A 15,218-nucleotide genomic window follows, 5' to 3' on the forward strand; every position below is an offset into this window, starting at 1 on the left:
CTTACTGGCCGAGCGTGGCCTGCGACCAGAGCTGGTCGACCTCGGCCTTGCGGGCCGCCGCCTTCGCGACGTCGAGCGGGCGCACCTGCGGCGCGTTCGGCAGCTTCGCCGCGACCTCCGGCGCGACCGGCGTGCCGGGCACCGCCGGGCGCACGTAGCCTTGCGCGAACAGCGCCTGCCCGACGTCGCTCATCACCAGGTTGAGCCAGAGCTGCGCGGCCGACGGGTTCGGGCCGTTCTTCACGAGACTCATCGCATAGGGCGCCGACACGCTGCCGTCCTGCGGAATCACGATGTCGGCCGCGTCGCCCATGCCGTCCGCGTACTTCGCCTTGAGTCCGTCGTTCTCGTAGCCGATCAGGATCGGGATCTCGCCCTTCACGAACTTCGCGTACGGCGTCGTGCCCTCGACGCGCAGCACGTTGCCGGCCTGCTTCAGCTTGCCGAAGAAGTCCGCGCCCGGCTTCGGGTTCTCGACGCTGCCGCCGTTCGCATACGCGGCCGCGAACACCGCGACCTGGCCCTGCCCCGTGGAGCGCGGATCGAGATAGACCACCGCGTTGCGGTACTCGGGCTTCAGCAGGTCGGACCAGCGCTGCGGCACGTTCTTGACGAGCTTCCGGTTGACGAGGAACGCGATGTTCAGCGAATGCACGGCGAACCAGCGGCCGTCGGTCGCGCGGAACACGCCCGGCAGCTTGTCGAAATTGACCGGCCGGAACGGCGCGACGACATCCTTGCCGGCCGCATCGAGCGCCGACGCCGCGAAGTAGTACGCGGTGTCGGCCTGCGGGCGGCGGCGCGACTTGTCGAGCGCGACGACGGTCGCGGCCGAGCCGATGTCGTTGTACGTGATCTCGACCTTCGGATAGCGCTTGCGGAATTCGGCGAACAGCGCCTTCCAGTTCGCCCATTCGGGGCCGGTGTCGAACGACACGACGAGCCCTTCGTCGGCCGCCTTCGCGTACAGCGCGTCTTCGCCCGGGTACAGCGGCGCGGCCTGCGCCGCCGCGCAAGAGAGCGCCGCGAGCGCACACAGCGCCAGCACGCGGGCGCGCATGGCTTTCACAAGAGGGGAGCCTGCAATCATCGTGAATCTCCGTTAAACGAAAGGAATCAGTGCGAGTCCGGCGCTGCCGGCAGCACGAGCAGATGGCGCGGGTCGAGCGCGATGCTGCGCACGGCCGGCTCGCGCCCTTCGCACAGCAGCACGTCGGCCGAGCCGTCCGGAATGAAGTCGTAGCGCTGCGTCGCGCCGAAGTACCGCACGTCGCCGCGGCGGCCTTCGATGCGATTCGTGCTGTGCGCCGGCGGATCGGCCTGCACGTGCTCGGGCCGCACGAGCACCGCGATCGCGTCGCCCGGCCGATGCGCACCCGTTTCCGCACGCAGGGTCGCGAAACGCACGTCGATCTCGCCGTGCGCGCGCACCTGCCCGCGCAGCAGCGTCGAATGCCCGACGAAGCGCGCGACCTGCGCGGTGGCCGGGCGTTCGTACAGGTCGCGCGGCGTGCCGGCCTGGAGCACGCGGCCGCCGTCGACGATCGCGACGCGGTCGGCCATGCTCAGCGCTTCGTCCTGGTCGTGCGTGACGAAGAGCGTCGTCGCGCCGCATGCGCGCTGCAGCGCGCGGATCTCGTCGCGCAGTTGGTGGCGGATGCCGGCATCGAGCGCCGCCAGCGGCTCGTCGAGCAGCAACAGCTTCGGCTCGATCACGAGCGCCCGCGCGAGCGCGACGCGCTGCTGCTGGCCGCCGGACAGCATCGCGACGCCGCGCGTCGCATGGGCCGCCAGCCCGACCCGCTCGAGCATGTCGAGCGCGCGCCGGCGCCGCAGGTCGGCCGCCACGCCGCGCATGCGCAGCCCGTACGCGACGTTGTCGACGACCGACAGGTTCGGGAACAGCGCGTAATGCTGGAACACCATCCCCACTTCGCGACGCCACACGGGCACGCCGGCCACGTCGGCGCCGCCGATCGCGATGCGGCCGCGCCAGCCGTCGAGCAGCCCGGCCGCGAGCCTCAGCAGCGTGGATTTGCCGGAGCCGCTGCGCCCCATCACCGCGAGCAGTTCGCCCTGCGCGGCGGACAACGTGACGTCGACGACGCCATGGCGGGCGCCCGGATACTGGAAACTGACGTGTTCGAATTCGAGACTCATGGATGACTCACTTCAGACGTTGCACGGTGCCGACGGACACGAGCGTCGCGAGCACCGCGAGCACGAGCAGCACGACGGTGGCCGCGCATGCCATCCCGGTCGCGCCGTAGAACGCCTGCAGCAGCACGATCGGATAATTCCGGTAGCGAAAGCCGGCGATCAGGTTCGAGATCTGGAATTCGCCGATCGACAGCGCCGCCACCATCACGAGGCCGGAAAACAGGCTGTGCCGCAGGTTCGGCAGCACGATCGTGACGAACTGGCGCAACGGCGGCGCGCCGAGCGTCGCCGCGCAAGCCTCGAGCCGCGCGAGGCCGAGGTGGCGCAGGTCGCCGAGCAGCGTCTGCAGCAGATACGGCAACGTCAGCACCGCGTGCGCCGCGATCATCAGCGGCAGCGTGCCGAGCCACGGCAGCGTATCGCCGCTGAAGATCGCGATGTAGCCGAAACCGAGCGTCAGCGCCGGCACGGCGACCGGCATCAGCATCACGACGCGCGTCGCGAACCCGCCGCCGGCCTGCGCGCGATGATGCAGCGCGTACGCGAGCGGCAGGCCGATCACCGCGTTGAGCGCGCAGCACGCCAGCGCCACCATGAAACTCACGCCGAACGCGCGGGTGAAGCTCCGGTTCGCGGCCAGGTCGGCAAACCAGTGCCCGGTGACACCCGAGGGCAGCAACGTGTTCGTCCACGATGCGCCCACCGAGCCGATCAGCAGCAACGCGATCGGCAGCAGCAGGTAGAGCGCGAACACCGCGAGCAGCGCCTGCAGCAGCAGGCGGCCGACACGCGGATGCGCTGTTCTGTTACGACGAATCGGAACACCGTCGGCCAATGCCGGGGCGGTTGACGGATGCATGAGCACACTCGCTGACGATCGGGGAAAACTTCGTGCGACGCCCGCCGGGCGAGGCCCGCTTGCGTTGTCGAAGCCGGCGCAGTGTGCGGTTTCGACATGGCATCGTCATGAAAAAAACGTAAAAAGCGCGCATCGACTTGTGCAAGGACGGAACAGCCCGCCATGAAGCACCTGTATCCGAACGTGGCGGAGCTGCATGCATTCGCCGCGTCCGCGAAGTACCTGAACTTCTCCTACGCGGCCCGCGAACTGGGCCTGACGCCGAGCGCGGTCAGCCGGCAGATCGCGAACCTCGAAGCGCTGTTCGGCGTGAAGCTGTTCGTGCGCGAGGGGCGCGGCCTCGCGCTCACACGGGCGGGCCAGGTGTATCACGCACGCGTCGTCGGCCCGTTGCGCGAAATCGGCAACGCGTCGATCGAGCTGCTGAGCGCGCGCGAGAACAGCGACCTGTTGACGATCGCGAGCGTGCCGACGTTCACGACCAAGTGGCTGCTGCCGCGCCTCACGCGCTTTCTCGCCGCCGCGCCGGGCGTCACGCTGAGCTTTCGCCGCCATCTCGCGCCCGGCGACGTGTTCCCGTTCGGACTCGACGCGGCGATCCGCTATGGCGACGGCGGATGGGAAGGGGTGCGCAGCGACTATCTGGGTGGACGCACCTTCGTGCCCGTCTGCTCGCGCGAATTCGCCGCCCGGCATGCGCTGCATACGCCCGCCGATGCGGTCGCCGCACCGCGCCTCGTGCACGAACAGGCCGAAATCGCGTGGTCCGCGTGGGCGGAGCGTCATCGCGCGTCGCAGATGAACGCACTGGCCGGCCCGCGCTTCGAGCAGTATTCGGTGCTGATCCAGGCCGCGCAGGCCGGGCTCGGGATGGCCCTCGTGCCGCGTTTCCTGATTCTCGACAATCTCGCGGCGGGCACGCTGGTCGAGCCGTTCGACGCACCGGTCGACGTCGACGCGCAGGGGCATTACCTCTGTTACGCGCCGGAGCGCCTCGACACGAGCGATGCGTTGAGACGGTTCAGGGACTGGATGCTGGACGAAGCCTGGCGCGCGTAGGCGCCCCACGTCGCCCCGACAACGAGCGGCGCGCGCCGCCGCCCGGCCACGCGCGCTGCACCGGACGCCGCCCGGCGGCGGCATCCGGCCTGCCGCGTCAACGCCCGATACCGAGCCCCGGCAGCACGCGTGTGTTCTCGGCCACGACCGCATGCAGCAGGCGCGGGTCGGCGCCGAGCAGCGCGAGGATCGTCGGCGCGACCTGCTTCGTGCCCACGAGATCGTTCACGGTGCGCGCGCGATGGACGCCCGGATACGACACGAGCAGGCCGAGGTGGCTGTCGTCCGGCGCGTTGCCGCCGTGCTCCTCGTCCTTCTTCGTGCTCGACGTGTAGATCACGCCCGGATTCGGCTGGACGATGATGTCCGGCGTGCGGCCGTTGGCCGGATCGCCGAAGCGATCGGCCAGCGCCGCGCCGTACAGGATGGACGCCTGCGCACCGTCCGCGCAGATCCCCGGCGCGTTGCAACCCAGGTTCGCCTTCAGCGTCTCGACCACGGCCGTGCGCTGGCTGCGGTCGCGCAGCCAGATCAGGCCGACGTCGTCGGTCTGCACGAAGCCCGTGCCGACCAGGCCGGAACCGTCGTTCAGGTTGCCCGTCGTCGTGCTGTTCTGGCCGAAGTTGCCGTTCGGGTCGAGGTAGTTGTTGGTTTCGAGCAGCTTCGTCAGCGTGTCGCCGTTCTTCACGAGCTTCGTGTGATCGGCCGGCGACTGGCCGTGCTTCGACGTGACGATCACGGCCGTCGACGTGTACAGGTTGGCCTGTTTCAGCGCCGCGACGATACGGCCGATCGCGTTGTCGACGTACGTGATCGCGTTCGCGACCTGCCCGTTCGGCGTGAAGTCGGCATCGAGATAGCCGCCGCCCTTCGCGACCGGCGACTTCTGCGCGACGCTGAGCGTCTGGAAGTTCGCGCCGAACAGCGTCGGCACCGGCGCGCTCTTCGTGCCGGTCGAGTCGCGGCCTTCGATCTGGTTGACCAGCGCCTGCACGTGCAGGTTGTCGAAGCGCGCGGTGTGCGAGTAGACATCCGTGTAGTCGGTGTTCGTCGCCGGGTCGATCGAGTTGATCTCGGTGCGCATCAGGTCGTCGACGCCGGTGCCCGACGGGCCGTTCAGCCAGTCGTAGCCCCACGCGTGCTTGTCGGCCCACGCGGTGCGCGCGTTCGGCACGCCGGCCTTCACGGCTTCGAACACCGTGTTGGTCTTCACGTAGTTGTGCGGATAAACGGGCACGCACCGGCCGTTCACGCGCGCGTGCGGAATCGCCTGCGGGTTGAACGCGCCGCCGCCGTCGAGGTGCACGAGCTTGCCGCCGTCGATCGCGTCGATGCCGGTCGTTTCGTCGAACACGACGTTCCAGCCCTGTTTACCCGAGCATGTCGTATCGCTCGGCGCATACAGGTTGCGGTCATACGACACGTCGTAGAACAGGCCGGCCGTCTTCGGCGAGCCGCCCGTCACGAGCGCCGCGAGGCCCGGGAACGAATCCGACAGGCCCGGCGTATAGGCGTTCGCGTACGTCACGCCGCTACTTCGCGAGCACCGCGATGTTCGGGCACGTATTCGCGCCGATGCAGCGCGCGAGATCCTGCTCGTGCAGACCGTCGACGCTCAGCAGCAGCACGTGCTTCACGACGCGGCCCGCATGGCCGTTGCCCTCGCCCTGGCTGTCGCCGTCCTGCTGCGCCGCATGCGCGCCCGCGCTTGCGAGCGTCAGCGCGCCCGCCACCATCACCGCCATGTTTCGTTGCTTGACGAACCTGGAAATCATCACCCCACCTCATCGATTGACGTTTGAACTGCACGACTTGCCATCCGGCGCGCAAAATATCGCCGGATCGTGCGGCGGTCGCATGAAGCGAGGCTTTCTGTTCTCTGTCAAACGTAACCAATCGCAAATGACAAGAATCGGTCGCAATACGCGGCCCTTGCGTGCGCCGACCCGTGCGGCCGGATTTTTTTTCGGCTTGGCCCGCGACTATTGGTGTGTGATAAAGGGTTTTCCCTGACCCGGAGCACGAGTATGTCGACCCTGGAAGCTCTCCGGTTCGTGCTGGACGATGCACGCACCCCCGAAATCATTCGCCACCACGTCGTCGACGCGCTGCAGTACGCGTTGCGCAACTACGGACAGGTGTTCACCGCGAAGGAAGTCGAATGGCTGACGCAGTGGGACGACGCGCGTCTGCCGCTGGCCGCGAGGAAGGAACTGGACAAGCGCGAACCGGCGATCGCCGCGCGCTGACAAAAAAAGCCGCCGCGCCCGACCGGTGCGGGCGCGGCAGCTGATCGCGGCAAGGCTTACTGCAGCCCGAAGTCGACGCGGGTCGTCGCGCCCTTGTCCGAGATGCCCTTCGCGTCGAGCTTCGGCGCGACGACGAACACGCGGCTCGAGTCGATCTTCCCGTCGAGGTACTGGCGCACGGCCTGCGCGCGCTGCTGCGCGAGCGCACGCAGCGCGTTGTCGTCGGCCGGCGCGTGATCGGCCAGCGCCTGCTTCATGTCCGCATCGGGCAGCGTCTTCTGCAGCCCGACCAGGTTGCGCGGCTTCTTGAAGTCGGCGGCCTTGTACGCGCGCGTCAGGTACTTCGAGTATTCGGCCTTGTCGACCTTCACCGACATCGGATCGATGCTCTCGCCCTGGCCGACCACGTCCTTCAGCTTCTGCTGGCGCACCAGACGCTCGACGTACGCGTCGCGCAGCCCCGGCGTGTCCTGCGCGGGATCGACGCGGCCGATCAGGTCGAGCCGGATCGACGACTTCTCGGTCAGCATCTTCACGACGGTGTCGAGCTTCTTCTGCTGCGCGTCGGTCAGCTCGTACGAGCCCGGCGCGAATTCGACGTAACCGAGATCCTCGCCGCCGCCGCCGAACGCGTTCGCGAGCAGCGTGAACGGCGACGTGACGGCCTTCGCGATCAGGTTCAGCACCGCGTGCCAGATCAGCCCGCCGACGCTGAATTCCGGATTCGACAGCGACCCTGACACCGGCAGGTTCACGTCGATCTGGCCGCGCGTGTTCTTCAGCAGCGAAATCGCGAGCTTCACCGGCAGCTTCGTCGCGGTGTCGTTCTCGACGCGGTCGCCGAACGTCAGCTGGTCGATGAAGATGTGGTTGTTCGCCGACAGCTGGTCGTTCGCGAGCTGGTAATGCAGGTCGACGTTGAGCTTGCCCTTCGTGATCGGATAACCGGCGTATTTCGCCGAGTACGGCGTCAGGTTGGTCAGCTCGATGTCGTGCGCGGTGGCCGTCAGGTCGAGCGCCGGCTTCTCGATCAGCGGGTTCACCGACCCCTTGATCGAGATCGGCCCGTTGCCCGCGAGGTTCGCGGCCACGTCGACCGGCGCGGACGTCGTCGAATCCGTGCCGAACGCGCCGACCGTGCCCTTGATCGCGACGAGGTTCGCCGTGTAGTTCGGCTTGATGAAGTTGTCCGTGTAGGTCACGCGGCCGTCCTGCAGCACGAGCTGGCCGAAGTGCATCCGCACCGGGTTCTGCGGCTGCGGTGCGGCCTTCACGACCACCGTCGCCGACGCGGCGGCCGGCGCGGACGCCTGCCGGGCGGCGGCAGCCGATGCGGCCTGCGCGGCGGCGGGCGGCGTCACGCCCGGCGACAGCGGCACCGGTTCGCCCTTGCTCGCGTCGCGCGTGAGCGACTGCGCCGGGCCCGTCTCCTTCGCGACCACGTCCTTCAGGTTCAGCCGCCCCTGCGCATCGAGCAGCACGCGGCCGTAGAAGTTCGAGAACGTCACGCGCGCGGCGTCGACATCGGTGCCCTTCTCGTCGTAGTTCGCCTTCAGGTTCGACAGCGCGAGCGAGCGCCAGCCCGCGAACGGGTCGGACGTCGCCTTGTCGAGCATCCGCACGTCGACCAGCGCGACGTCGCCGCGATAGGTCGCGCGCGGCGTGTCCTTCACCTGCGCGAACGTCAGGTTGCCCTGCGCGTTGAGCAGCGCGCTCGCGATCGTCGCGTTCAGCGCGCTGCCGAAGTACGGCTCGAACGCGGCCGCATCCAGCCGGTTGCCGTTGATCTTCAGGCCGAGCTTGAGCGGCTGCGCGGTCACGTCGCCCGTCACGTTCAGCGAACCCTTGCGGTTCAGCGTCGCCTTCAGCTGCACGGGCAGCGGTTTCGTCATGTCGTCGCTCAGCTTCTGCACCGACAGCTCCAGCGGCTTGATCGCCAGCTTCACCGGGCGCGGCGTCGACAGGTCGGTGAAGTTCGCGGACGCATCCTTCACGTTCAGCGCGTCGATCCGGTAGTGCCACGTCGGCGCGGCGGCCGCGGCCTTGCGCGCGACCGTGCGCTTCGGCACGGCCGCCTGCGCGGGTTCGGCCAGCGCCGCGAGGTCGATCTTGCCGTCCTTCAGGCGCTTCACGTCGAGTGCCAGCCCGCTCGCGTCGACGCTCGCGATCTCCACGGTGCGCGCGGCAACGTCGACCTTCGCGATCTTCGCGCTCGCGTCGGGCAGCACGATCGCGGCCGCCTTGTTGTCGGGTGCGGCAATCTTCAGCGTTTTCAGGCTGACCGAGCTGTCGGCGACTTCCGCCGCGAGCGGCGTCTTGCCCCAGTCGGTCTTCGCGTTGACGGTCGCGCCGAGCGTGCCGTCGAGCACGCGCGCGCGCGTCGCCTCGCCGAGGTACGGCTGCAGCGCCGGCAGCGCGAGCGCGGCGACCGTCAGCTTCGTGTCGGCCTGCTTCGCCGCGAGACTGAACGCGCCTTCGGCCGTCAGGTCGCCACCGCGCGACAGCGACGTCGACACCGTGTATTTCGCGGGCGTCTTGCCCAGCAGCGAGAAGCCGTCGAGCGTCGCGGCGAGCTTCGTCAGCGAGATCGCGGTCGGCGTCGCCGGCACGCGGTCGTCGACGTTGACCGTGCCGCCGTCGATCGCGAAATGACGGATCGTCAGGTCGAGCGGCGGCGCTTCCTTCGCGGCGGCGGCGGCGGTGTCGGCCTTCGCGCCGCTGGCCGCGGCGACCGCGGCACCGGAAGCGGCGGCAGCGCCCGACGCGGCCGGCTTGCCGGCTTCGGCCTTCGGCGCGGCGGCCGGCTGCGCGGCGAGCTTCTCGACGTTCAGCACACCCTGCTTGTCGCGCGACAGGTCGACCACCGGCTGGTCGATCCTGATCTCGTCGAAGTGCATCGCGTTGCGAAGCGGCTCGAGGCTGGCCGCCGCGACGTGGACGCCGCGCGCGGCGAACAGCGGCGCGGACGCGAGGTCCGTCACCTTCGCGTCGTTCAGGTCGACGGTGCCCGACACGCGCAGCGCGGGCGTCTCGCCGCTCATCACGAAATTGACCGTGAGGTTGCTGCTCAGCAGGCCGCTCGTCACGGCCACCGGCAGCTTCGCCGGCACGTACGAGATCAGCTTCGGCACGTCGAGGCGATCGAACTTCAGCGCGACCTCCGATTCGCGCGACTGCGCGAACGGCTTGGTCTTGCCGTCGATCGAGATCGGGCTGCCGTCGAAGCGCGCGCGCAGCTTCGGCTCGACGAAGATGTCGGTCTTCGAGGCCAGCGTCGCGATATACGGGATTCCGAGCGTCCAGTTGTCGACCACGTGCTTCTCATTCAGCAGGCGGTCGTCGAAGTCGATCCGGCCGTCGTTGACCTGGATGTTCGACACCGAAAACTGCGTCGGCTTGCTGTCGGGCTTCGGCGACGACCCGGAGGAGAACTTCTCGATCAGGTCGGTGAAGTTGAAGCGCTGCGCGTCGTAGCGGACGACGTGAAAGCGCGGCGAATCGAGCCGGATTTCGTTGACGATCGGCGCGCCGCGGAACAGCGACGACCACGACGGCCTCACGACGAGCTTGCCGATGTCGATGAAGTCGCCCTGGCCGCCGCGCTCGCCGAGGTGGATGCCGTCGGCCTCGAGGTTCAGCGTGTACGGGTTCAGTGCGATGCGCCGGATCGTGGCCGGCCGGTCGAGCTGCTTGCTCAGTTGCTGTTCGGCGACGTGGCGGATCAGCGGCGGCGCCGCGAAGAACCCGAGCAGTCCGAACAATACGAGGAAGATCAGCACGCCGATGCCGATACGCCGGGTCCGGCGCGAGCGTGCAATGCCACCGAGGGCATGGAGGGTCGAGGGTACGGTTTCTTTGTCTGCGCTTGCCATGCTTGAATGCCTCGGGAATGGATGCCGGGCCGCGCCGGACAACCGGGCGGCCGCGCACGCTATCCCGAAAGTATAGGCTCAGGTGATGACGGTACGAGGGTCGGATGCGGCCGCCGCGCCCGCGGGTCGGACAACCGCGGCGGTCAACCGTTCATTTCCGGACGACGACGGGCGGCATCCACGTGCCGTCGCTTGCCTGCGGCTTCGGTGCGTACAGGCGCAACGCGAGCGCGAAATCGGTGCGCGGCGCCGGCAGCCAGTTGCCCGCATGCGCGGCGCCCGGCGACGCCGATACGACGATGTCGATCGAGCCGTCGTGGTTGCGGCGCAGCCGGTCGCGATCGCCGAGCGAGCGGCGCGCCGACCCGACGTCGGGCAGCGCGCCGCTCGTCGTATAGGGCGTGAGCGTCCAGAATGCGCGCACCGGCGGCAGCGCACCCGGAGCGAAATGCAGCACGTAGCGGTTCGCGCCGTTCAGCGCATGGCCGTCGCTGTCGACGCGGACGACCGCGAGCGTCTCGTCGTCGCGCGTCGCGGTGCCGAACTGCGTGTAGGCCGCATAGGCGCGCAGCGCGTAGTCCTGACCGTACTTGCCGGCCGTATCGCCGATCCAGCTCCAGCCGTTCGCGTTCAGCAGGTTCGACGGCGGCGTCACGAGCCGCGCGCGCGCCTCGGCCACGCCGGCCGTCGCGGCCGTGAGGCGGTCGCCCGTCCACAGCACCGGATAGCCGGCCGTCACGCCGATGTCCCCGAGGAGTTCTTGCGCATGCGCGTCGTCGGCCGGCGCCGGGTTGTCCTGCAGCGCCTGCGCGAAGCGCGTGAAGAACGCCTTCGGGTCGAGCGCGGCCACCTGCTCGGCCGGCGTGCCGCCGCTCACCGCTTCGGCCGGCGCGCTGCCCGCATGGACCGCGACCGACGCGCCGCGCGCGGCACCCGTGTAAACAGACAGCGGCACCACGCGAATCGCGCGCTGCAGTTTCTTCACGTTCGTCAGGTCGCGCCCGCCGCTCGTCTGCAGCCGCACTTCGAGCCATGCGTTGGCGGACGGCACGTCGACCCGCAGCGCGCCCTTCGGCAGCGTGCCCTGCCAGTCCTTCGCGGCGAAGGCAATCGTTTGCGCCCGCGCGCCGCCGTGGGCACCCCGCGCCGCGACGCTCGACGACGACCACAACACGTTCGTCCACATGTCCAGTGCGCGCGCGTCCCAGTAGCGGCCGCGGGTATCGGGCAGCGTGACGATCACGGGTTCGGCGGCGACGTCGAGCCAGCCGGTCGAATCGAGCGTGTCGACGCCCGGCAGCGGCGGATTGACCGCGCCGACGGGCGGCAGCGCCTGTGCGTGGCGCAGCGTGTTGAGCGGCGCCTGCCCCGGTTGCGCACCGTCACCGCCCGTCGCCGCTTCCTTCGCGACGTCCATCAGCACGAGCGGATACGCATAGACATAGGAGTCGGCGACTTCGGCGCGCATCCAGCCGGTTTTCCGCTGGATCGCGTCCGGTTGCGACGCGCACCCCGCGAGCACCACCGCCATGGCCAGCGACGCGCACGCGCGCCGCAGCGAAACTGATTCCTGCAGGTTTTCAATCATCGATTACTGGCCGAATATCGTTCTTTTGAGTCAACGCCTTGTTCGTCTCGCGAACGGCGAATGCAAGGCACCCCAGCCTGCCCGGATGCCGTTTTGCAACGTTTCGCAACGGTGGGCGCTGATGTCAGGCCGGTATCATAGCGCCTAAGGGCATCCCCCAATATGCCGAATAACGGGGCGGGCGGTAGTTCGAGCGCGATCGGCACGGGCGGCGCTGGCTCGGAGTGATCCAACCCCCATTCAAATGATGGATGAGACCGTCGCAGACGCTTGACCTTGCCATCATGGGAATGTTGATACTGGAATCATTCGCGGCACGAACCGCGTTTCTGGGGAATCCGACATGACTGAACCACTTGCCTCCGCGGCGCTGCAAACGATCGAACTGAGCGTCGACGGCATGCATTGCGGCGGCTGCACGGGCCGCGTGCAGCGCGCGCTGGCCGCCGTGCCGGGCGTCGTCGATGCGGTAGTCGATCTCGACACGCACACGGCGACGGTGACCGCGCAGGACACGGTCGAGCCCGGCCGGCTCGTCGACGCAATCGGCGAGGCCGGCTACCGTGCGGCGGTGCGCGACGCGGCGCTCGAAGCCGGCGCGACGACGCACGCGGCTCACGGGTTGCATGACGACACGCCGTCCGCGGCCGCGACGGCGCGTGCCCCGGCGGCCACGATCGAACTCGATATCGATGGAATGACCTGCGCGTCGTGCGTGTCGCGCGTCGAAAAGGCACTGGCCAACGTGCCGGGCGTCACGCGCGCGTCGGTCAACCTCGCGACCGAACGTGCCACCGTCGACGCATCGGCGGGCGTCTCCGCGTCGCAACTGGCGGCTGCCGTGAAGCGGGCCGGTTATGGCGCGACGCCGACGGCGCCCGATATCGCCATTCCGAGCGCCGCCCCCGCCACGCCTGCCAGCATCGAACTCGATATCGACGGGATGACCTGCGCGTCGTGCGTGTCGCGCGTCGAAAAGGCGCTGGCCAACGTGCCCGGCGTCACGCGCGCGTCGGTCAACCTCGCGACCGAACGTGCCACCGTCGACGCGGCGGCGGGCGTTTCGGCATCGCAACTGGCGGACGCCGTGAAGCAGGCCGGCTATGGCGCGACGCCGGTCGCCGCCGCCGCGCCGGCCGCAGCCTCGCCCGCCTCCGCCGACCTCGAACTCGAGATCGGCGGCATGACCTGCGCGTCGTGCGCCGGCCGCGTCGAAAAGGCGCTGGCCGCCGTCCCGGGCGTCGCGCGCGCGTCCGTCAATCTCGCGACCGAGCGCGCATCGGTGCACGGCGCCGGCGCACTCGACGCTGCCACGCTGATCGCGGCGGTCACCACGGCCGGCTACCAGGCATCGCTCGTCGCCGCGCCGTCGGCCGGCGCACCGACCGGCGCCGACGCGCAACCGGCCCGCCCCGCGCAGGATGCCGATGCACGCAAGCGCCGCGAAGCCATCCGCGAACGCAACCTCGTGATCGGGTCCGCCGTGCTGAGCGCGCCGCTCATCGCGCCGATGCTCGTCGCGCCGTTCGGCATCGATCTGATGTTGCCGGGCTGGCTCCAGCTCGTGCTCGCATCGATCGTCCAGTTCGGCTTCGGCGCGCGCTTCTACCGCGCGGCCTGGCACGCGGTGAAGGCGCGCACCGGCAACATGGACCTGCTCGTCGCGCTCGGCACGTCGGCCGCCTATGGCTTGAGCCTGTGGATGCTGCTGCGCGATCCCGCGCATCCCGGCCATCTGTATTTCGAGGCATCGGCCGTGATCGTCACGCTCGTGCGCTTCGGCAAATGGCTCGAATCGCGCGCGAAGCGCCAGACCACCGAGGCGATCCGCGCGCTGAACGCGCTGCGGCCCGACCGTGCGCGCGTCGTCGAGCACGGTGTCGAACGCGACGTGCCGCTGGCGCAGGTGCGCGTCGGCACGCAGGTCAGCATCCGGCCGGGCGAGCGCGTGCCCGTCGACGGCCGGATCGTGTCGGGCCGCTCGCACATCGACGAATCGCTGATCACCGGCGAAAGCCTGCCCGTGCCGAAGGACGACGGCGACCCCGTTACGGCCGGCTCGATCAACGGCGAAGGCGCGCTCGTCGTCGCAACCACCGCGATCGGCGCGGAAACGACGCTTGCCCGCATCATCCGCCTCGTCGAATCCGCGCAGGCCGAGAAGGCGCCGATCCAGCGGCTCGTCGATCGCGTCAGCGAAGTGTTCGTGCCGGCGATCCTCGGCATCGCCGTGCTGACGCTGGTCGGCTGGCTGATCGCCGGCGCCGGGACGGAAACCGCGATCCTCAACGCGGTCGCGGTGCTCGTGATCGCCTGCCCGTGCGCGCTCGGCCTCGCGACGCCCGCCGCGATCATGGCCGGCACGGGCGTCGCGGCCCGGCACGGCGTGCTGATCAAGGACGCGCAGGCGCTCGAACTCGCGCAGCGCACGACCGTGATCGCCTTCGACAAGACCGGCACGCTGACCGAAGGCAAGCCGTCCGTGACGGCGTTCGACGCCGTCGGCGTGCCGCGCGACGAAGCGCTCGCGCTCGCGGCGGCGGTGCAGCGCCAGAGCGACCACCCGCTCGCGCGTGCCGTGGTCGCCGCACACGATGCGGGCGTTGCCGCGCGCGGCGACACGACGCCGCCGGCCGTCGCGACCGATGCCCGCGCGGTGGCCGGACGCGGCGTGGAAGCGCGCGTCGGCGGGCAGCGGCTCGCGCTCGGCAGCACGCGCTGGCGCGACGAACTCGGCATCGCGGTGCCGCCCGAGCTCGGCGCGCGCGCGGCCGAACTCGAACGCGCAGGCAACACGATCTCGTGGCTGATGCGTGCCGATGCGCCGCGCGCACTGCTCGCGCTGATCGCATTCGGCGACACCGTGAAGCCGGGCGCCCGCGACGCGATCGCGGCGCTGTCGGCGCGCGGCGTCGCGAGCGTGCTCGTGACCGGCGACAACCGCGGCAGCGCGGCGGCCGTCGCGGCGGCGCTCGGCATCGGCGAAGTGCATGCGCAGGTGCTGCCCGACGACAAGGCACGCGTCGTCGCCGAGCTGAAGCGCACGCACGACGGCATCGTCGCAATGGTCGGCGACGGGATCAACGATGCGCCCGCGCTCGCCGCGGCCGATGTCGGCATTGCGATGGCGACCGGCACGGACGTCGCGATGCACACGGCCGGCATCACGCTGATGCGCGGCGATCCGGCGCTCGTCGCCGACGCGATCGACATCTCGAAACGTACGTACCGGAAGATCCAGCAGAACCTGTTCTGGGCGTTCGTCTACAACCTGGTCGGCGTGCCGCTCGCGGCGCTCGGCTGGCTGAACCCGGTGATCGCGGGCGCGGCGATGGCGTTTTCCAGCGTCAGCGTCGTGACCAACGCATTGCTGCTGCGGAGATGGAAAGGCCGCGCACGCTGATGCGTGCGGGGGGCGATGGCCGGACGGC

The 15,218-nt window shown here is 69.6% G+C and carries 8 protein-coding genes and 1 pseudogene; 3 read left to right on the top strand and 6 right to left on the bottom strand.

Translation table 11 applies throughout. The features are described 5' to 3' along the window. Position 1 precedes the first annotated feature (1 nt). From WJ12_RS33330 to WJ12_RS33340, 3 genes are read right to left on the bottom strand one after another with little or no spacing between them, the layout of a single operon-like run. A complete protein-coding gene (locus WJ12_RS33330; protein WP_059559089.1) occupies positions 2–1,090 on the bottom strand; it encodes an extracellular solute-binding protein in 1,089 nt (362 codons plus the stop codon). A 26-nt stretch (positions 1,091–1,116) separates the two neighbouring features. Then, the gene (locus WJ12_RS33335; protein ID WP_059559091.1) at positions 1,117–2,160 is read right to left on the bottom strand and encodes an ABC transporter ATP-binding protein; all 1,044 of its coding nucleotides are present in this window, start codon (positions 2,158–2,160) and stop codon (positions 1,117–1,119) included. 7 nt (positions 2,161–2,167) lie between these two features. Beyond that, positions 2,168–3,019: an ABC transporter permease gene (locus WJ12_RS33340; protein ID WP_059559093.1), complete on the bottom strand. Its 852-nt coding sequence runs from the start codon at positions 3,017–3,019 to the stop codon at positions 2,168–2,170. Between the two features lie 162 nt (positions 3,020–3,181). Here WJ12_RS33340 and WJ12_RS33345 point away from each other — a divergent pair, with 162 nt between their 5' ends. Continuing rightward, complete coding sequence (locus WJ12_RS33345; RefSeq protein ID WP_059559096.1) at positions 3,182–4,078, top strand: LysR substrate-binding domain-containing protein; 897 nt, start codon at positions 3,182–3,184, stop codon at positions 4,076–4,078. A gap of 97 nt (positions 4,079–4,175) precedes the next feature. Here WJ12_RS33345 and WJ12_RS33350 read toward each other — a convergent pair. Beyond that, positions 4,176–5,853 (bottom strand): annotated as a pseudogene (locus WJ12_RS33350) (alkaline phosphatase family protein). A 252-nt stretch (positions 5,854–6,105) separates the two neighbouring features. Between WJ12_RS33350 and WJ12_RS33355 the strand changes: the two are divergent. Next, entirely contained in the window at positions 6,106–6,327 is a 222-nt protein-coding gene (locus WJ12_RS33355) for a hypothetical protein (protein WP_034187681.1), read from the top strand. 56 nt (positions 6,328–6,383) lie between these two features. Here the strand turns inward: WJ12_RS33355 and WJ12_RS33360 are convergent, their stop codons facing one another. Together WJ12_RS33360 and WJ12_RS33365 are read right to left on the bottom strand one after the other, a co-directional pair. After that, positions 6,384–10,199: a DUF748 domain-containing protein gene (locus tag WJ12_RS33360; protein ID WP_059559099.1), complete on the bottom strand. Its 3,816-nt coding sequence runs from the start codon at positions 10,197–10,199 to the stop codon at positions 6,384–6,386. Between the two features lie 151 nt (positions 10,200–10,350). Beyond that, complete coding sequence (locus WJ12_RS33365; protein ID WP_059559101.1) at positions 10,351–11,787, bottom strand: DUF1254 domain-containing protein; 1,437 nt, start codon at positions 11,785–11,787, stop codon at positions 10,351–10,353. 343 nt (positions 11,788–12,130) lie between these two features. On the opposite strand from WJ12_RS33365, the gene WJ12_RS33370 reads away from it, so the two are divergent. Beyond that, a complete protein-coding gene (locus tag WJ12_RS33370) occupies positions 12,131–15,190 on the top strand; it encodes a heavy metal translocating P-type ATPase (protein WP_082744723.1) in 3,060 nt (1,019 codons plus the stop codon). The last annotated feature ends 28 nt before the right edge of the window (positions 15,191–15,218 follow it).

Origin of the sequence: Burkholderia seminalis, assembly GCF_001718535.1 — a bacterium.
Classification (GTDB): Bacteria; Pseudomonadota; Gammaproteobacteria; order Burkholderiales; family Burkholderiaceae; genus Burkholderia; species Burkholderia seminalis.

Bases quoted from the DNA above. Each gene is read 5' to 3' on its own strand.
- WJ12_RS33365 (WP_059559101.1), bottom strand. From the start codon at position 11,787: ATGATTGAAAACCTGCAGGAATCAGTTTCGCTGCGGCGCGCGTGCGCG.
- WJ12_RS33345 (WP_059559096.1), top strand. From the start codon at position 3,182: ATGAAGCACCTGTATCCGAACGTGGCGGAGCTGCATGCATTCGCCGCG.
- WJ12_RS33355 (WP_034187681.1), top strand. From the start codon at position 6,106: ATGTCGACCCTGGAAGCTCTCCGGTTCGTGCTGGACGATGCACGCACC.
- WJ12_RS33370 (WP_082744723.1), top strand. From the start codon at position 12,131: ATGACTGAACCACTTGCCTCCGCGGCGCTGCAAACGATCGAACTGAGC.
- WJ12_RS33360 (WP_059559099.1), bottom strand. From the start codon at position 10,199: ATGGCAAGCGCAGACAAAGAAACCGTACCCTCGACCCTCCATGCCCTC.
- WJ12_RS33340 (WP_059559093.1), bottom strand. From the start codon at position 3,019: ATGCATCCGTCAACCGCCCCGGCATTGGCCGACGGTGTTCCGATTCGT.
- WJ12_RS33335 (WP_059559091.1), bottom strand. From the start codon at position 2,160: ATGAGTCTCGAATTCGAACACGTCAGTTTCCAGTATCCGGGCGCCCGC.
- WJ12_RS33330 (WP_059559089.1), bottom strand. From the start codon at position 1,090: ATGATTGCAGGCTCCCCTCTTGTGAAAGCCATGCGCGCCCGCGTGCTG.